This is a genomic window from Aliivibrio sp. 1S175, from assembly GCF_001690985.1.
Taxonomy (GTDB): Bacteria; Pseudomonadota; Gammaproteobacteria; order Enterobacterales; family Vibrionaceae; genus Aliivibrio.
This window is the reverse complement of the sequence record NZ_MAJS01000013.1, coordinates 301776-321466: the sequence shown is the minus strand read 5'-3', so window position 1 is coordinate 321466 and position 19691 is coordinate 301776. Positions and strand designations below refer to the sequence as shown.

The following is a 19691-nucleotide window of genomic DNA, read 5'->3' as shown; positions in this document are numbered from 1 at the left end:
TACCAAACCACAGTTGATGAAAATGGCAACTGGAGTGTGAACGTGGCGGGCGCTGATCTGGCGGCCGACACCGAGTTTGAAGTGAGCGTGGCGTCAACCGACGCGGCAGGAAATGCAATCGAAAGCACAGCGACTTCAACCCACACGGTAGATACTCAAGTTATTGGTTTAACTTCTGATATTACAAATGAATCCAATACTGGATCAAACGCCGATACTGTCACTAATATCCATACACCAGATATAACCGGAGTTACAGAAGCTGGCGCTATTGTGACGATTACTTATACAGATGCCAACAATCAAGCGCAGACAGCAATAGGTACCGCGGATGCAAATGGTGTTTACACCATTGCGATCATCAACGCGCTGGCCGAGGGTTCAAACAGCCTAACGATTACAGCGGAGGATATGGCAGGCAACGAAGCGACGATCACGCAAGATGTGACGGTTAATTCAGACCCTATTGCTACTGATTTTGAAATTACATTAACAGATGATACAAGCGTTCAATTTACTTTCGCACCTCATGTGAGTGATATTGAAGACGATGCTAGTACTACAGATGATAAATCTGTTGGAATCAACATTACTGAGTTACCAGAGTTCGGTACTCTATATCTTGTTGATGGTGATACTCGTACTGAAATAACAGCAACAACGGTATTAACTGAAGATTCTCAAATTGAATATGAACTTAACGATACAATAAATGATGATTTGAGTTTTAATGCAGCCGAAGATTTTGCTCCTAATTATAATAATGGAGCAGTAACGTCTTTCACTTTAGCTAGCGGTGTTATTGTGTCAGGGGGAACTTATTCTGGAGATCGACCTGATACGACAAGTACATTAACGGCAGATGAACTTTATTATGATTCAGCAGTAAACGAAACGGGACTTGGTGTTGGTAGTAGTGAAATAGATGTAAATTCGCAAGACTATATTGAAGTGGACTTTACTAATGTAGGAAATACAAACACAACAGATATTGATATTAGAGAAGTGAATATTGATTTTGGTAGTGTCTTTGGTAATTATTCAGAAAATAGTAATGCGAATGCTGAAATTCATATCTTATTATTTAAAGATGGGGTTCTTGTTGGAGAAAGCCCTTACATCTTCGATGATGAAACTCATAATATTTATGATGGTAGTGGTGAGTTTACCGCTAATCTTCAACTTGATAGCGGCTTTGACCAAATTCGGGTTTATACCGTTCATGGAGAGGGTTCCACTGCGTCAAATTCGAATGTGACATTACAAGGTATTGAAGTTGTTGATGCTATGGTGAGTGAAGATATTCCTTATCAAGCAACAGATAGTGATGATGCTACCGATACTGGTATTATTACTGTTTCAACTGACAGTACTGAGCGTGCGATGAATAATGCGCCAATCATTGATGATTCAGTATTTAATGCGACGGATGAAGATGTCGCTATCCCATTAAATTTAAACGACTTGCTGATATCAGATCTGGATGGAGATGATGTTACGTTAACTAATATTACGGTTGATCCAGCATTTGGTTCTTTAGAGCTTATTTTTAACGGTGATGAAGTTATAGGTGCTCAATTTACGCCTGCAGAAAATGCACATTTTGATAGTAATAATGCAGTTGAATTTGAAATAACAGCGACCGACGGATATCAATCATCAACAGGAACAGCAACACTTATCGTTAATGCTGTTGCTGATGAGCCAACATTATCTGTTGTTTTAGGTGAATCGATATCAACGATTCTTTCAATAGATCCCTCTATTCATGACAAATTAATTAATGGAGAAGTTCTTACATTGGAAGAACAAACCTCTCTTGGTGTAAATATAGATAGCGTAGAATTGGCTGGCATTGAACGTCGTGTGATTGGCGATTCTGATAATGAACATATAATTGGAACTAACTCATCAGATATGCTTCTTGGTGGTTATGGAGATGATCTTTTTATCGGAGGTGCTGGTGATGATAAAATTGATGGAGATGATTCAAGTTCAAATATTAATAATGATGGTCACGATGTTGTCATTTATTCTGGTTCAATTAGTGATTATTCGATTTTAAATCACGGTGATGCTGGTGGAAGTGTCGATAAATGGGCAGTCTATGATTCTAGGGGAATAGACTCATCAGCTAATCCTTCAGGTGACTGGGATGCTAATTTAGGTGACCATCTGTATGAAATCGAGCGATTAATCTTCTCTGATGCCATTGTTGAGCTAAATTCTGATGGAACATATACGATTTTACAAGAGACAGAAACGACACTAGATTTATCCGCATCTGTAATGGATATAGATGGCAGTGAATATTTAGATGCTATTAATATCTCGGGTCTTCCAGCAGGGGCTCAAATTTTTGATAAAGACACCAACCAACCTCTTGGAGAATTTAAAGAGATCAACGGTGAGCAAATTTGGGTGATTGATATTATTGGTCAAGATACTCAAACGGTTAATTACGATAATTTAGTTGTTCGTTATCCATCGGCAGAAACTCTTGATATTGATGTTTCAGCAGTTGCAAAAGAATCTTCAAATAATTCAGAAGCGACAACCACTGTTAATGCATCACCTAGCCAAGATATATATGCAGATCAAGGTGGAGAAACGCCAACAACATTGATTTCTTTAGTTCTTGATTCATCGGGTAGTATGGATCATAAACCGTTTGAATCTGATGACTCAAACCCAGATCAAGATAAAACAAGGATGGAGCTAGTTTTAGAAGCATCTATCGCCATGCTTAATAATGTGAAGGTTCAAGAAGGTTCTGAAGAGGTTCTCGTTCAGCTGGTTGATTTTGATAACCAAAAACATCACTCCGAGGATGAAAATGCAGAATCGCTTGGTTGGTTCACCGTTCAAAGTGCAATTAATGCATTAAATGCCGCTTTAGTTGATATTGCTAATGAAAATGAGGATGAAGATTTTTATCCTGATGGAGGTACTGATTATGAAGAAGGTATCTACGCTGTAATTTCGGGCTATCAAGACTCTCAAGTTACCGATATTACAGGAGAAACCAATGATGTCGTTTACTTCTTTAGTGATGGTAATAATGATGGTGGTTGGCAAGGTGGTAATAACGGACCGAAAGATATTTGGGAAGATTTTATTATAGGCAAAGATGTGACGGCTATTGGTATTGTAAGAGATGAAAATACAACGCTAAGCGGACTAAATAAAATTTCTGATAAGGTTATTTATCTTACGGATGGGCAATTACTGACTGAGCTACCAAAACTTCGCCCTACTATTGGGCAAGCAGGAGCACTACTTATGGGGATCATAGGGTTAGATGCTGCGGCCATTATTATCGATGAAACTAAAACAGAAGTACTGCGAGTTATTGACCACAATGGTGTTATTTCGAGCTCAACATACACTGTAACTAAAGATGGTAATCAGTTACTTATTGATACTGAATATGGTGATTTACGTATTGAAGAAGACGGTTCTTATTATTTTCAGCCATCGTTATCAGCCCCTGTTATTGAGTCAGGGAAATCCGTTGCTTTTGAGGTGATTTATACTACTGAGAGTGATAATGGAGTTGAAAATCAGCAGCTTGTTACTTTAAATATAAGCCCAAGCGGTGAAGTTAATACTACCGTCACATCAAGCTTAAATGCATCAACAGGTGATGATGTTGTCGTAGGCACTGATAGTGACGATATTATTTTAGGCCATGAAGGCAACGACATTCTAATCGGTGGATTAGGTGATGATATTTTAGTTGGTGGTACGGGTGAAGACATCTTTAAGTGGGTGGATCAAGGAGCTGATACTGGCATTGATACAATTAAAGATTTTACTGTCGGTGAGGATTTGATTGATCTAATGGACATTATTAGCGGCAGTGATAGCACAGTTGATATGGAAGATTTATTGTCTCATGTAACGGTATCAGAAAGTGGTGATGACTTAACGTTAGCTATTACCGATGATTCTAATAATAATCACACCATCATTGTTGAAGGTGGCGTTGGTTCATTTGGATTAGAAGATGCCAATTTCTCAAATCAATCAGAAATATTAACTCAACTATTAGATAATCAACTGTTTAAGTTAGATGATAATAATTGATTATAGAGAGTGAACTAGATAAAGGGCCTATTTAGGGCCCTTTTACTTGTTACAACACCTCAAGGTCTAACTCTTGATTAAATTATTTCAAAAGAGCACAATTTAGAAAAAGCAGTTGGAGATATAGTAATGGAATTAGAAGATATCCGCCGTGATTATAGCCTTGGCGGCCTACGTAGAGCGGATTTACCACAGGAACCCGTCGACTTGTTTGAGCTGTGGTTAACACAAGCTGTCGAAGCTAAATTGACAGACCCAACAGCCATGACAGTGGCTACGGTTGACAAAAATGGACAACCTTTTCAGCGCATTGTTTTATTAAAACATTTTGATAAAACTGGTTTTGTTTTTTATACCAATCTTGCTTCTCGAAAAGCACAGCACCTTGAAGATAACAGCAAAATTTCATTGCATTTTCCTTGGCACCCTCTTGAGCGCCAAGTGCATATTACTGGTACGGCTGAAAAACTGACGGCGCTAGAAAACATGAAGTATTTCACGTCAAGACCGAAAGAAAGTCAGATTGCGGCGTGGGCAAGTAAACAAAGCAGTCGTTTGACCGCGAGAGCAGCGTTAGAAGGTAAATATCTAGAACTGAAGCAACAATTTGCGAAAGGCGAGATCCCAGTACCAAAATTTTGGGGTGGCTTTAGAGTTAACATCGATTCGATTGAGTTCTGGCAAGGTGGTGATAGTCGCTTACACGATCGATTTATATATAGTAAAGATCAAGATAATTGGGAGATCGACCGATTAGCGCCATGATCTTGACTTTATTGTGTTTGGATCTTGATGATGAAATAAAAATGCCGATGAGCTTATGGTCATTGGCATTTTTATTTCTATTTTTTGATTATCTTAACCATTCTGAGTTTAGTTTTTCAGTGTCACCGAGATAATCCAATAACCATTGAATTGCGATAGATTCATTATTTTTGTTCCAAGCTAAGCAGCATGGGCTTGGGTCGATATTATTCTCGATCTCTTTATTAATGATACTTCCAGAATTGAATAATCGCTTTGCTTTATGGCTAGGTATAACACCAACACCAAGACCATCAATAAAACACTGTTCAGCACTGTGCCAATTAGGAACGATCAATCTACGTTGATTATCCAGTTGCCAGGTTGTTCGTTTTGGTAATATACGAGAGGTATCTTCTAAGCATATGACTGGGTATTTCATTAATTCAGAGTCGGGGATTGCACCGTTATAGTTTGCAAGTGGGTGAGTTGTGCTCATAACAAAGTCCCATGAAAGCTCCCCCATTGGACGGTATGAGAAATTACCGCCAATGGGTATTGTTGCCGTTGCTCCGATTCCAATATCTGCTCTGCCTGTCATTAAGGCGTCCCATACGCCATTAAATACTTCCATTGTTAGTTGAAGCTCTATATCTGGGAAGGTTGCATAAAAATCACGAACCAGTTGGTTTACACTATTTTCACGAACGACATTATCTAGCGCCACAGAGACACTTTGTTGCCAACCATTCGCGACGCGTTGTGTATTTAAACGTATATCCTCCATCTCTTTAAGAAGTTTTCTGGCTTGTTCAACAAAATAGTCACCGGCAGCGGTTAATTCTACTTTGCGATGCAAACGAGTGAAAAGAGACACGGTTAACCGATCTTCAACAGACTTAATTGTATAGCTAATTGCACTGGGTACTTTGTGCAATTCTTCAGCGGCATGACTAAAACTACCAAGGCGTGCTACAGACTCAATTGTGATTAATTCGTGGTAAGAAAACATAAAAAACCTGATGGTAAATTATTCGCATCAAAAATATTGATGCAAAGTGCAAATATTATCGTTTCACAAGAGTAGCAACTAGCAAATAGAATGCAAATAATTCTAGAAATATGTTCATCTTTGGAGAAAGAACATGGATAAGCAAAAACAATCTATTCCTTATATCTGGCTTGCTGGCCTAAGTATGCTGGGCTTTTTAGCAACAGACATGTATTTACCTGCATTTGATATTATTCGCGGTGATTTGGCAACAACTGAAAGTATGATCGGTTTAACCTTAAGTATTTTCTTGTTTGGTATGGCTATTGGTCAACTTTTTTATGGGCGTTTGACTGAAAAGTTAGGGACTAAAAAATCACTTATCATTGGTTTAACTATTTTCGCAATAAGCAGTTTAGTTGCTTCATTTTCAACCAGTGTCGAAATGCTATTAGTTGCACGTTTCTTCCAAGCACTTGGTGCATGTAGCGCTAACGTAATTTGGCAAGCAATGGTGATTCAACGTTATGATGCGAAAACATCACAGCGTATTTTTGCAACCATTATGCCTCTTGTAGCGCTTTCTCCTGCATTAGCACCTTTACTGGGTGCCGCAATTGAAAAGTTCTATGGCTGGTCGATGATTTTTGTTGCACTAACGGTTATTGGTGTTGGTTTAGCGGTAAGAACGGCTGCAGATAAAGAACCACAACAAGAAAAATCAACATCAGGTAAAGCCGTTACATTCCGTGATGTTATTAAGTCAAAAAAATTCACAGGTAATATGCTTATTTACGCAGCAAGCTCTGCAATTTTCTTTGCATGGTTAACTGGATCACCTTTTGTAATGACTCAAATGGGCTATTCAGGTGCAGACATCGGTTTAAGTTACATTCCACAGACAATCGCATTCATTGTTGGTGGTTACGGTTGTCGTTGGGCTCTAGAGCGTTTTGAAAGCCAAAAAGTACTTCCTTGGATTTTAAAATTATCAATTGCGAGTGTCAGTGTGGTGTTCTTAATTGCTTGGCGCATGGAACCTACATCAATCATTCCAATGCTGATCCCTTTCTGCTTTTTAGCGGCAGCGAATGGCGCGGTATACCCGATTGTTGTAAATAACGCACTAATGGATTTTAAAGAAGGCAGCGCTGTTGCTTCAGGTCTATTAAACTTTTTACAAATGCTATTTTGTGTAGCAGCAAGTGCAATGGTATCAAGTATTAGCTACTTAGGCCCTATCTCAATGGGTAGCGTTATGTTATTGCAATTAGTGTTCTTATTCATTGGTGCGGTATTGGTATTTAAATCGAATAAAGAAGAGAACATGGTCTTAGCTGAGCAGTAATTATTGCTTTAAGTTAGTCAAATAAAAATAGCATTGTGCGTAATCGCCAATGCTATTTTTTTGTCTAAGATTTGGAAAATATAAAAAGTCAGATTATATTTTTTTCTTAATCATGACGGGATCAATGTTAATTTCATAACCAGAGTAAGATATTTTACTGGGACTATATTCACGTTTTGTTATTAAGTGCTCGGTATTAAATTGAATATCAACACGAGGAAAAATTTTGTTTGTCACAAAGATGTGGCTTTCTCTTAAGTGAGCATTAAAAATAATGTGTTCTTTCTCTAATTGAGATTTTAGAGCCAATAAATCTTGAGTTGATTTTTCTTTTGAACGAAGGATTTTTTCTGCTAATTCTGGAGGTTGTCGGCTAATATTTATTTGTGCAATTTTTACAACTTGAGCGTTTGCATCATCTAGACGTTTCTGTAGTAAATGTAAGTTTTCTTTTTGCGTATTGAAATGATGGAAAGCATGAACTTTAGTATAAGCCCCCCCTTCAATACCTAGATTCGCTGTTTTTATTGACCCGTTTGCAGTAACGCTTCCGCCACTTATTGTTCCATTTTTTTCTGTTTCATCAATGACCACAATAGAGCCTAAAGATTCGACTAAGCAGTGGTTAGCATGTAATGTAATACGAATATCACTGTGAGCCATCAAATGCGAGTTTTGAGCGAGTTTAGTCGTGATTTGACCTTCAGTATTTACAATGCAAGTTAAGGGAGTCCCTTCTGGTACAGGCCGACCTATAATGCCATTTATTACGGTTATATCATGCTTTGCCGTTACTTCAGCATTTTCAATAAAACCGCCTACAATAATAGAACCGGTAGCGGTTACTTTCATTCCTGATTCAATATCTTCTTGTATAAAAATACTGCCTTCAAATGAAACATGGCCCGTTGTAGCGTTGACTCTTTTTAAGGTAAGTAAATTATTGATACTAACGCCTGCATGATGGATCAGAGGAGTTCCATCAATATTAGACAGAAGAAGATTAGGGTCATTTTGGGATACGAATGATCCAGGAAAAAGAGTGAAGGGGATATCATTTCCTTGCGCAGCAGTGATAATTTTTCCGGTTACCGTGTTGCCATTTATCCCGAGAGTTGCAGGTATGCGTCTCATCAATGGTGTATTTTTCTTTACGCTAATCACATCTCCTAAGTTACGCATATCGACATGACCATCCTCCATTTCTTGCGGTTGTAATATGCGCTCTTTAATATTAGGAACGAGAGGTTCAAATACGGTATCTTGACCTTCTTCGGCTCTTCGACCACAAGCGATAATATTTGAGTAGACTTCTCCTGGTTCTAGATTTTTACTTTTAATTAAAAGAGCTTTGAGATTTTCTTTTTTAATGCCCTTAACGATATGATGATGACTTAATACTTCAATAATCTCAGGAGCACGTAAAGGGTGCCCACCATAAGCACCAGTTACTGTCATAGAAGCGAGCATTTCGTTTTCTTGAAGATCGATGGCTATTTCAGCATTTAAGCGTTGAGCAATCAAAACATTATTGATAGAGGCAATATTGCCAGTATTGATTGCAGAAATGATCGTTTCTATTTCTTTTTCAAAAAGATAAAACTGACCGGCACCGATAGAATATAAAGCTTGATGAATATCGGAAGCTTCAATAGATTGGTTCAAGGTCATGTTTTCAGGAACGGTAAAATGGACAGCAGATTTATTATCTGAAAATAGTAAACAATGTTCGATCATATCCTCTCCCAATAGATACTGAAATCTCAGCATTAAGAAATGATATTATCACTTATAACGTATGGGGTTCACTGAGCGTGTAGTAAGTGTAAACACGCTCACAGTTTATAACTTACCCGTTTAATTTACCTACTAATTCAAGTGCTTCAAAAAAAGGTTTGGATTCGAATTTTGCATAGCCTTGCATTTTATTTGCTTTGATTTTTGTTGTCAGAGGGGTTGGTATACCACATAAAAATCGAGCAAACACAGCGTTAGCAAGAGGAGTTTTACTGTTATTCTGTAACTCTTGGCACCAATGTTTCACTTGTTCATCATCAGCAACAAAGAAGGTATTGTTTCTTGGCAAATGAGCGCCTTCTGAGCGACAAGCTGAACAGTGACCGCATTCTATTGGGGCATTAAAGTCAGCAAAATAATTGGCGAGTGAATGGCTTAAGCATGTTTTTGTTTCAAAGAAATCGAGCATGGAATGAATACGCTTAATTTCACTTTCTTCTTTATTTTTGAACAATTGATGTTGTTCTTGAGAAAGTACGTGAGTGCTCTCTACTTTATTTAATACTTGATAAACCTCTGTCATTAACTTACTTTCAAGTTCTATCCAGCCTTGTTCGTGAAAGTAATCTAACGCAGAAATAACACGTTTACGCTCACCTTGATATCCCATCCAAAGCGCATCAAAATCAACGGTATGCCACGTTCTTGATTTTGGAGAACATTGAAAAATGGTAGATACAAAATGTTGGCGCTCGGTTTGAAATTTACCAATAATATCATTCACTGGGATTAAGGTTTTGAAGCGATAATCTGCGTAATAACTGTATTTTGCTTGGATGATTTGCTTGAGTTCCAAATAAACTAGCAGTGTTTTTAATGGTAATTGACGAACATTACTGTCTTTAGATAGACGTAACAGTTGGGTTTCCCATGTATCCGAAGATTTATAGATATCATCTAATACGTATTGGATAGCTTCTCTGTCTGGCGTATCACCATAAACAAAGTTTTCTAAAACATTCAGACCAGAGGTATTAGCAAGTACAGTACAAAAAGAGGGATTTCCATCGCGGCCCGCTCGTCCAATTTCTTGTGAATAATTTTCAATAGATTTTGGTAAATCAAAATGAATAACTTGACGAATATCCGATTTATCGACCCCCATACCAAACGCAATCGTTGCAACGATACAATTAAGCTCACCATTCATGAATTTATGTTGAATGTCTTCTCTAATATCGTGTTTCAAACCTGCATGGTAGGCTTTTGCTTGAATGCCATTGCTTTGTAACCATTGAGCTACGTTCTCAGCCGTTTGCTGTAGCGTGACATAAACAATACTTGGTTCATTTGGTCTTTGTTGTAGAGTGGCAAATAAAGCAGATCGCTTTTGTTCTTCTTCTACAGGGATAATTGAAATATCCAAATTAGGGCGATAGAAGCCGGTGATTACAATATCGTCTTTGTCTATTTTGAACTTTTTACTCATGTCTTCAATAACCGCAGGCGTTGCCGTTGCCGTTAAGAGTAATACATGAGGAATATTTAAGGCCTCTCTGTCTTGAGGGAGCTTGAGGTAATCGGGTCTAAAATTATGCCCCCATTCTGAGATACAGTGCGCTTCATCGACGACCAATAATGAAATGTTGATCTGTGCAATAAATTGACGGAAACGCTCATTTTTCAAGCGCTCAACGGAAATCATCAAAATTTTGATGTCGCCGTTTCTTACCCCTTGTAATATGGCTTGGGTTTCTTCGCGAGTTTGGGTTGAATCAATGGATGCTGCCGCAATGCCTTTACTTTTTAAAAAGGTAATTTGATCTTTCATCAAAGCAAGTAAGGGTGAAATAACCAATGTGAGATTAGGCAATAAAAGTGCTGGCAATTGGTAGCATAAAGACTTCCCCGAACCTGTTGGGAAGATAGCAGCAGACGAGTGGCCATTAAGTACTTTTTCAATGACTTGCTGTTGGCCACCTCTTAGAGAATCAAAACCAAATACATCTTTTAACGTCTGCTGATATGTCATTAGTAGTCTACCTTCTTTCTCATATTCTTTGTTTGACCATGTTGGGTCTTATTGTCTACACGTCTACGTTGTGAATTACGTGTTGGCTTTGTTTCTCTGCGTGCTTTTTGAGTTTCAGCCGCAGATTGAATCAATACCTTTAAACGCTCAAGTGCGTCTTCTCTATTTTTTTCTTGCGTTCTAAATTGTTGAGCCTTAATTACGATAACCCCTTCTTTAGTAATGCGACTGTCTTTCATTTTTAAAAGTCGTTCTTTATAGAAAGGGGGCAGTGTTGAGTTATTGATATCAAAGCGTAAATGAATCGCACTTGAGACCTTATTTACATTCTGACCACCTGCACCTTGTGCTCTAATCGCGGTGAGTTCAATTTCCCAACTGGCTAATTGAACGTAATTTGAAATGGTTAACATGTAATAAACCTATGATCGAACTTCTATTAGAGGGTATACTATCAGGTAGCGTCGATACGCACCATTTTCAATACTAAGGTAATTTCATGAGTGTAAAAGAAGAACTGCAAAAAATTCATAACCGTTTAGATCGTTGTAAGCACCGTTTAGACGCTGCACAAAAGCGTGACGATCAACCTGTCGTTAAACAGTTTTTGCATGAAATCCAAACGCTAGAAAAGAAAGTTGCAAAATTAAATGGTAAAAAGCAATTTGAAACAGGGAATAAAGGAACAGAAGTTCGTAACCTTGATTTCAAACGTGCGATTACTAAAGCTGAACAAGCAGATATGGGTAAGCTGAAAAAATCAGTTCGTGGCCTAGTCATTGTTCATCCAATGACTGCTTTGGGCAGAGAACTTGGTCTTAAAGAAATGACTGGTTTTGCTCCTCAAGCATTCTAATTAAAAAAGTTTATTCTTGAATAAGAAGCATCTAATGTTTACGTACATTGGGTGCTTTTTTTATACATCAAAAGTCGTATTTTCCCGTGGCTTTATCTTCGTTATTTAAAGTAATTATGTTGAAGATAAGCTATTATATCCGCCATTATTTATTACCATTGAGTTCACATGTCTCATTCTCATTTTTCAAAAAATCAATCGGCATCTAAGAATAATAACGAAGCTCCGATTAAAAAATCTATGCATCCTCGCAATAAACATAATGCAAGTTATGATTTTCCTGCGCTGATTGCGACGTCTCCTGAACTGAAAGCATTTGTTGAAACGAATCAATATGGTAATGAATCAATCAACTTTTCAGATCCTCTTGCTGTTAAAGCATTGAACAAAGCATTATTAGCTCATTTCTACGATGTACCATTTTGGGACATTCCTGAAGGTTACTTATGTCCACCAATCCCAGGTCGTGCTGACTACATTCATAACATTGCTGATTTACTTGCAATTACTAATGAAGGTGAGATCCCAACAGGTAAAAACGTTCGTGGTTTAGATATCGGTGTGGGCGCTAACTGCGTGTACCCTATCATTGGTCACCGTGAATACAAATGGAACTTTGTTGGTTCTGATATTGATGTTCAAGCATTAAAAATGGCGTCGTTCATTGCGAACAATAACCCAAGCCTGAAGAAGAGTATTGAGTGTCGTCAGCAAAAGAATGAAGAAAATATCTTTAGAGGTATTATCAAGTCACAAGATGAATTTGCGTTCACGATGTGTAACCCTCCGTTCCATGCATCAGAAGAAGAAGCAACAGCAGGATCAGAGCGTAAACAGCAGAACTTAGCGACAAGTAAATCGAAGAAAGGACACGCTTATAATGAATTAAAAGGCGTGAAAAAATTAAACTTCGGAGGTCAAAAAGCAGAGCTTTGGTGTGAAGGTGGAGAGCTAGCGTTCATTACTAAAATGGCAAAAGAGAGTTGTGAGTTTGCACTGCAAGTTCAATGGTTTACGACATTAATCTCTAAGAAAGAAAACGTTGATGCATTGTATCAAGAGCTTGCTCGATTAGGTGTAAAAACTATTAAAACGGTTGATATGGCACAAGGTCATAAAATTAGTCGTTTTGTAGCATGGACATTCCAAGCGAATGTAAATTTGTAAGCTTTTAGAATTAGATTAAATCTGTTTTATATCAGTTATTTAGTTGTAAATCGTTTCTAAATTTGACTAAACGTAAATTACAGACACATTCAGTAACAATCTCTCTAATTTTAATCTAATAATTTCAATCGTTTAACTGTCAGAATACTTATAATTCGACAGTTAAATGGTTATTTTATGAAATCAAAAACACTTCTTGCCACTTTGATTAGTGCCGCTTTGCTCGTTGGTTGTAGTGATGACGCAACGACAAAAACAACGCCTCAAGCCCCTTTGGTTGCCGCTCATACAGTAGAATCAATCCAATACCAACAAGGTAAAACCTATATTGGCCGTATTGAAGCAATGGAAGATGCTTCTATTGTTGCTCACGTCTCTGGCTACATTCAATCTCGCTCATTTAAAGAAGGCCAAATGGTCACTAAGGGCGATGTACTTTTCCAAATTGATCCTTCTTCTTTTGAAGCCCAAGTCGCTAATGCAAAAGCAGGTATTACTCAAGCTAATGCTGAATTGAAAAAAGCACAGCTTGATTTCCAACGAGGTAAGAATCTTCTCCCTAAAGGCAATATTAGCCAAGCTGAATTTGATGGTTTAACGGCTCAATTATTGAGTGGTGAAGCTCAGGTTGAATCGGCTCAAGCGCAATTGAAACTTGCAGAAGTGAATCTTTCTTATACGACAATCCTCGCGCCTTTCTCTGGCCGTATTAGTGACAGTAAGGTAAGTATTGGTGATTTGGTTTCTTCTGCATCGGGTGAACTTACTACATTGGTTAGCTTAGACCCAATTCATACTCGTTTTACTATCAGTGAACGTGAACGATTGTTGATGGGAATAGATCAAGTGAAGGGAGATGGTTCTGGTGCTTCAAACCAAGTAGAGGTAGTACTGAACCTTGAGAATGATAAAGAATATAACCATTTAGGTAAAATTGATTACATCGGAAATCGTATCGATCAAACGACAGGCACATTAACCCTTCGAGCGTTGGTTCAAAATCCTGATTTTACATTACTTCCTGGTCAGCATATCAACGTAAACCTGCGTGAAAAGAAACCAACGAACGTAGTTGTTACGCCACGCCGTGCGGTGCAAAGTGATTTAGAAGGCAGCTTTGTGATGGTATTAACGGAAGGAAATATCGCAGAAAGACGCAATGTGACCTTGGGTAAGCAATTACCAGAAGGGGTGATCATTAGCTCTGGTTTAGAGGCTAACGAGCAAGTGTTAGTGAAAGGATTACAGCGTGTTCGAAATGGTGTTCAGGTTCGTTTAGAAAATACGGGGTCTTAATATGTTAAGTCGTTTTTTTATACAGCGTCCTAAATTTGCTCTGGTTATTTCTATTATTCTCACTCTTGCCGGAGCGATTGCGCTAGCCATTCTTCCTGTGGCGGAATACCCAAAAATCAGTCCACCTTCGGTAAGCGTGAATGCGTACTACACAGGGGCAAGTGCAGAGGTAGTAGAGCAAGCCATTGCCGATCCAATAGAAACCTCGGTCAATGGGGTTGAAAACATGATCTATATGTCTTCTAAAAGTGCCAATGATGGTTCATATTCCTTGAATGTCACTTTTGATGTGGGCACTGATCCTGACATGGCTCAAGTCAACGTTCAGAACCGAGTGGCGCAGATAGAATCTAAACTGCCGCAAGAAGTACGCATGGTCGGTGTCACCGTTAAGAAACGCTCGCCTGACTTGTTGATGGTGCTGAACTTTTATTCTCCTGATGGAAAGTACGATGATCAGTTCTTGGTTAACTACGTTAATTTAAATATCAAAGATCAATTAGCACGAGTTACCGGGATCAGTGAAGTTGGGGTGATTGGTGGTGGTGAATACGCAATGCGTGTTTGGCTAGATCCAGATAAAATGACTAACTTAGGGTTAACTACGTCAGATGTTCAAGCCGCATTAGCAGAACAAAACGTACAAGTTGCCGCGGGTAAAATTGGTGCTGCGCCTTATGAAAGTGCGCAAGATGTGCAATTTAACTTGGTAACAAAGGGGCGTTTAGAAACGGCTGAAGAATTTGAACATGTGGTACTTAGAGCTAATAATGATGGTTCGTCAGTTTATCTAAAAGATATTGCTCGTGTAGAGTTGGGTAAAAAATTCTACGATGGTAATGGCCAATTTAGAGGACAAGATGCGTCTATTGTAACGCTTTCTCTTCAATCGGATGCAAATGCATTAGAAAGTGGCCAAGCGGTGATGGATATGCTGGATAAACTCAGCGTAACCTTCCCTGAAGGCATGGCATATGAAACCAGTTATGACACCACTCTATTTGTTGCGGAGTCTATCAAAGGGGTAATTAAAACCCTAATTGAAGCGATTCTATTGGTTATTGCTGTAACGTATCTGTTCTTAGGCAGTGCGCGTGCCACCTTGATTCCAGTAGTTGCCATTCCAGTATCATTAATTGGTACGTTTGCTGTTATGTTAATGACGGGATTTACGATTAATACCGTAACGTTATTTGGTCTTATCTTGGCAATTGGTATCGTGGTGGATGATGCTATTTTGGTTATCGAAAACGTCGATACCATCATGAAGCGTGACCCTTCATTAAGTCCTAGAAAAGCGACGTTAATGGCAATGAAAGAAGTAACAGGACCCATTGTTACCTCTACCTTGGTTTTGCTTGCGGTGTTTATCCCTGTTGCAATGTTACCGGGGATTACTGGCATTATGTATCGACAGTTTGCATTAACTATCTGTATTGCTGTTGTTATCTCATCGATTAATGCCTTAACGCTTTCGCCTGCATTGTGTTCTTTAGTGCTAAAGCAGGGGGGCGATAATACCGCTCGTTGGTTTAAAGCGTTTAATCGTGGTCTAGATAATGTAACCAATAAATACGGTGATATTGCAGGCTTCTTTGTTCGAAAAACAATGATCTTGATGATGTTCTTTGCTGTTGCACTTGGCTCGGTAACTTACCTTGCGAAAAACACATCAACGGCATTTGTTCCTCAAGAAGATAAAGGGATCTTGCTGGTTAACGTGCAGTTACCAGATTCAGCATCACTTTCTCGTACTGAAGAAGTGTCTGCAAAATTACTAGAGATTGTAGAGCAAGAACAAGGTGTTGATGGTGTTACTGTTGCAAATGGTTACGCATTTCTAACGGGTGCTGCTGCATCAAATGGTGCGTCATTGTTTGTGAAATTAAAACCGTGGGATGCACGTAATGAGATGGAGGGAGATAACTCTTCATTCGCTATTACCAATCGCATTAATGGTCGTGCTGCAATGGAACTACCAGAAGCGGTGATCTTCGCGATGGGTGCACCCGCCGTTCCGGGTATGGGCGCAGCCTCTGGTTTTGAATTTGTTTTAGAAGATACATTGGGTCGTAACCGTACCGATTTAGCTAATGTGATGAATGACGTTATTAAAACGGCTAATCAGCAACCTGAGATCCAATATACCTTCAGTACTTTCCGTGCCAATGTTCCGCATTACTATGTGGACATTAATCGTGAAAAAGCTAAGCAACTAGGGGTTTCATTAGGTTCTATCTTCCAGACGCTGCAAGGCAACTTAGGCTCGATTTACGTTAATGATTTCACTATGTTTGGTAAGAACTTCCAAGTAACGATGCAAGCGGACAGTGAGTATCGCAGCAGTATGGACGATTTGGATAAATTCCATGTTCGTGCAAGTTCTGGTCAAATGGTACCACTAAGTACACTGGTTACTTATGATACGGTATTTGAGCCTGATGTTGCATGGCGTTATAACATGTATCGTTCAGCCGTTATTCAAGGCCAACCAGCTGAAGGCTATTCAAGTGGTGATGCGATTGCAGCAATGGAGCGTGTAGCAGCAGAAGTGCTTCCTCACGGTTACCAATACGAATGGACAGGCATGGCTTACCAAGAAGTGAAAGCCGGTAACCAAGCGATTTATGCGTTTGCCTTAGCACTGATCTTTATCTATCTATTCATGGTGGCACAATACGAGAGTTGGAGTATTCCACTCGCGATCATTTTAGTGGTTCCTGTGGCGACATTAGGATCCTTTATCGCCTTGAATTTAGCCGGAATGCCATTGAATCTATACGCTCAAATTGGTTTGGTTCTCTTAATCGCCTTGGCCGCAAAAAATGCCATCTTGATTGTAGAGTTTGCGAAAAACGAGCGTGAAGAGAAAGAGACGGATTTAGATAACGCTTCAGTAAATGGCGGTCGTCTACGATTCAGAGCGGTTAACATGACATCGTGGTCATTCATCTTAGGTATTCTGCCATTGGTGTTTGCATCAGGCGCGGGTTACATCAGCCAAAACTCTCTGGGTGTGTCACTGATTGGCGGCTTACTGTGTGTGTTATTGGTTGGTACGTTACTTATCCCGGGTTTCTATGCCATGGTACAACGCCGTCGTGAAAGATTGCATGGTGGCAGTACCAAGCTTGTTCCAATCGATGATGAGTAACTTTACAGTAAATTAATGAATTAAGTTATTAACCCAAAAGGAGCCTTCGTGGCTCCTTTTTCTTTTTGAGCTTCTTGAAATTAAGGTCTCATTTTGAACTAGAGTCATTCGGAGCGAGGAAAGCTAAGGTATATACTCAACTCTTATCGATTCACGCCTTCAATTTTTCTCAGAGTACTGATCAATGCAAAAACACAATGTAAAATTTATTGCTGCCGATATGGATGGCACGTTACTTAATGAACAGAGCCAATTAGACCCAAGTTTCTTCGATTTGTATAAACAACTAGAAGATAAAGGCATCATGTTTGCAGCGGCGTCTGGACGTCAATACTACAGCTTATTAGAAACCTTTGAGCCAGTGAAAGATCGCATGATGTTCATTGCGGAGAATGGCACGTTAGTGATGCATCAAGGTAAAGAGCTATACAGTTGCTCGATGGACACGCCGTCGATAATTAACATCATTCAAACAGCACGTTCAATCAAAGGTACGCAGATTGTACTTTGCGGAAAAAATTCAGCCTACATCGAAACTCAAGACCCAAAAGCGCTGGCTGAGTTTTCAAAATACTATCAACGTTGCCAATATGTAGACGATCTTCTTGCGGTTGATGATGAGTTTATTAAAGTGGCGATTTGTCATTTTGATGGCACAGAAGAACATGTTTATCCAACCATTAACGCTAAATTTGGAGAGACGCACCAAGTGGTGGTTAGTGCTAAAATTTGGTTAGATATAATGAATGCAGAAGCCTCAAAAGGTGCCGCTATTAAACATTTACAAAATACACTTGGTTTTAGTTTTGAAGAGACGATGAGCTTTGGTGATTACCTAAATGATTTAGAAATGCTGCAAGAGAGCTACTACTCTTATGCGATGGAAAATGCGCATCAGCAAGTAAAAGAGACAGCCCGCTTTATGGCGCCAAGTAACAAAGAGGCTGGCGTGTTTACGGTGATTAAAGAAACCGTGTTGTAAATGATTTATAACTATACTTACTTGATATTAAAGCCCTAATAATATGTTAGGGCTTTTTTAGTTTGAATTGAGCCCCCCGCTAAGCTGAGATCAACTCATCATCATTTTGATTATGAGAAAGTGCATCATCATAAAATTTTTCTTTGACGATTTTAGTCCCCGCACTTCCATTAAGAGCCTCTAGTGCTAAATGCAAATCGGTAATGATACCAATAGATATATCTACGCTTTCTACGTAATTTATCATGGCATCAATTTTAGGCTGCATAGACCCTTTATCAAAAGGATAGCCTTTTAGTTCTTCAGTTGTCGCTATGTCTAATTTAACTTGGTTTGGTTTTCCGTAATGAAAAAAGACACCATCGCCATCAGTTAAAATTAAGAAGTAGTCAGCAGATATTTGCTGAGAGAGCAATGAGGCCGTTGAATCTTTATCAATCACACAATCAATATTTGTCGTAATACCATGCTGATCTGTACAAACAGGGATACCGCCACCGCCACAACAAATAACAATGTGATCATGTTGCAAAGCTAATGAGATTAACTCACTTTCACGGATATTTTTAGGGGAAGGAGAGGCAACAACACGTCTAAAATAATCACCGTCTTGGCGGATAGACCAATCAAACTCTTCGGCAAGTGCTTTTGCTTCTGATTCTGAATAGACTTGGCCAATGTATTTCATTGGGTCATTAAAGGCGGGATCTGCTTTATCTACGTCAACATGAGTAAGAATGGTTGTTACGTTACAATCAACGAGATTACGCAATTCTTGTGCAATCATAGTGGCTATCATCCCTTGGGATTCGGCAACTAAACAACTTAAAGGGTAAGATGGTACTGCATCAAAAGCATCGTTTTGTTGGCTTAATAAACCAACTTGTGGGCCATTGCCATGAACAATAGCAATACGGTAATCTTTACTTAGTTTAGCAATCGATTTTGCTGCAACCTTCACGTTTTCAAGTTGGTTTTCATAAGAAAGGACCTGACCGCGACGTAATAAAGCATTACCACCTAAGGCAATAACAATGGTAGGTTTTATTGTTGTAAGACTCATTTTTCTTCTCTCAATGCCGCATCATTGCTGTTATCACCAAATCTCACTTCTTGTTGAGTAAGTTTGGCCAGCGTCTATTTATCACAAATCTACTGTGTTCAGCATCACCTTGCTCTTAAGCAAAGATATAGCGAAGACACCGACTGGACATTGAGCGGGGATTCTATACTGGAAATATTTGTGACGCATTATATTTATCACATCAGTAATAAATATATGTAACCAGTTGTTT

Annotated in this window: 13 protein-coding genes; 8 read left to right on the top strand and 5 right to left on the bottom strand. The window is 38.9% G+C overall.

The window, feature by feature from the left end:
- Both A6E06_RS07780 and pdxH read left to right on the top strand, forming a co-directional pair.
- On the top strand, positions 1 to 4089 hold a 4089-nt coding region (locus A6E06_RS07780), incomplete at its 5' end, for an Ig-like domain-containing protein (protein WP_255312065.1).
- Between the two features lie 129 nt (positions 4090 to 4218).
- On the top strand, positions 4219 to 4854 hold the full coding sequence (gene pdxH / locus A6E06_RS07775) for a pyridoxamine 5'-phosphate oxidase (protein WP_065593061.1): 636 nt from the start codon (positions 4219 to 4221) through the stop codon (positions 4852 to 4854).
- Positions 4855 to 4942: 88 nt separating this feature from the next.
- On the opposite strand, the gene punR is transcribed toward pdxH, so the two are convergent.
- Positions 4943 to 5845: a DNA-binding transcriptional activator PunR gene (punR, locus tag A6E06_RS07770; protein WP_065593060.1), complete on the bottom strand. Its 903-nt coding sequence runs from the start codon at positions 5843 to 5845 to the stop codon at positions 4943 to 4945.
- Between the two features lie 133 nt (positions 5846 to 5978).
- Here punR and punC point away from each other — a divergent pair, with 133 nt between their 5' ends.
- Positions 5979 to 7172 carry a purine nucleoside transporter PunC gene (gene punC / locus A6E06_RS07765; protein ID WP_065593059.1) on the top strand — a complete coding sequence of 398 codons (1194 nt, stop codon included), beginning with the start codon at positions 5979 to 5981 and terminating at the stop codon, positions 7170 to 7172.
- Positions 7173 to 7265: 93 nt separating this feature from the next.
- Here the strand turns inward: punC and A6E06_RS07760 are convergent, their stop codons facing one another.
- From A6E06_RS07760 to arfB, 3 genes are all read right to left on the bottom strand, one after another.
- The gene (locus A6E06_RS07760) at positions 7266 to 8909 is read right to left on the bottom strand and encodes a DUF342 domain-containing protein (protein WP_065593058.1); all 1644 of its coding nucleotides are present in this window, start codon (positions 8907 to 8909) and stop codon (positions 7266 to 7268) included.
- Positions 8910 to 9021: 112 nt separating this feature from the next.
- Positions 9022 to 10941, bottom strand: a complete 1920-nt coding sequence (locus A6E06_RS07755; RefSeq protein ID WP_065593057.1) for an ATP-dependent DNA helicase RecQ — start codon at positions 10939 to 10941, stop codon at positions 9022 to 9024.
- A complete protein-coding gene (arfB, locus tag A6E06_RS07750) occupies positions 10941 to 11354 on the bottom strand; it encodes an alternative ribosome rescue aminoacyl-tRNA hydrolase ArfB (protein WP_065593056.1) in 414 nt (137 codons plus the stop codon). The genes A6E06_RS07755 and arfB overlap by 1 nt, the downstream gene beginning before the upstream one ends.
- Positions 11355 to 11440: 86 nt before the next feature.
- On the opposite strand from arfB, the gene A6E06_RS07745 reads away from it, so the two are divergent.
- From A6E06_RS07745 to A6E06_RS07725, 5 genes are all read left to right on the top strand, one after another.
- Positions 11441 to 11797, top strand: coding sequence for a YibL family ribosome-associated protein (locus A6E06_RS07745; protein WP_065593055.1), 357 nt, complete (start codon positions 11441 to 11443; stop codon positions 11795 to 11797).
- 240 nt (positions 11798 to 12037) lie between these two features.
- The gene (gene rlmF / locus A6E06_RS07740) at positions 12038 to 12964 is read left to right on the top strand and encodes a 23S rRNA (adenine(1618)-N(6))-methyltransferase RlmF (RefSeq protein WP_176703455.1); all 927 of its coding nucleotides are present in this window, start codon (positions 12038 to 12040) and stop codon (positions 12962 to 12964) included.
- A 177-nt stretch (positions 12965 to 13141) separates the two neighbouring features.
- Positions 13142 to 14260, top strand: a complete 1119-nt coding sequence (locus A6E06_RS07735; RefSeq protein ID WP_065593053.1) for an efflux RND transporter periplasmic adaptor subunit — start codon at positions 13142 to 13144, stop codon at positions 14258 to 14260.
- Position 14261: 1 nt separating this feature from the next.
- Positions 14262 to 17414 (top strand): efflux RND transporter permease subunit, encoded by a 3153-nt coding sequence (locus A6E06_RS07730; protein ID WP_065593052.1) that lies wholly within the window; start codon positions 14262 to 14264, stop codon positions 17412 to 17414.
- 184 nt (positions 17415 to 17598) lie between these two features.
- Positions 17599 to 18396, top strand: a complete 798-nt coding sequence (locus A6E06_RS07725; RefSeq protein WP_065593051.1) for a Cof-type HAD-IIB family hydrolase — start codon at positions 17599 to 17601, stop codon at positions 18394 to 18396.
- A 79-nt stretch (positions 18397 to 18475) separates the two neighbouring features.
- Here A6E06_RS07725 and A6E06_RS07720 read toward each other — a convergent pair whose 3' ends face one another.
- A complete protein-coding gene (locus A6E06_RS07720; protein WP_065593050.1) occupies positions 18476 to 19459 on the bottom strand; it encodes a carbamate kinase in 984 nt (327 codons plus the stop codon).
- Positions 19460 to 19691 lie beyond the last annotated feature (232 nt).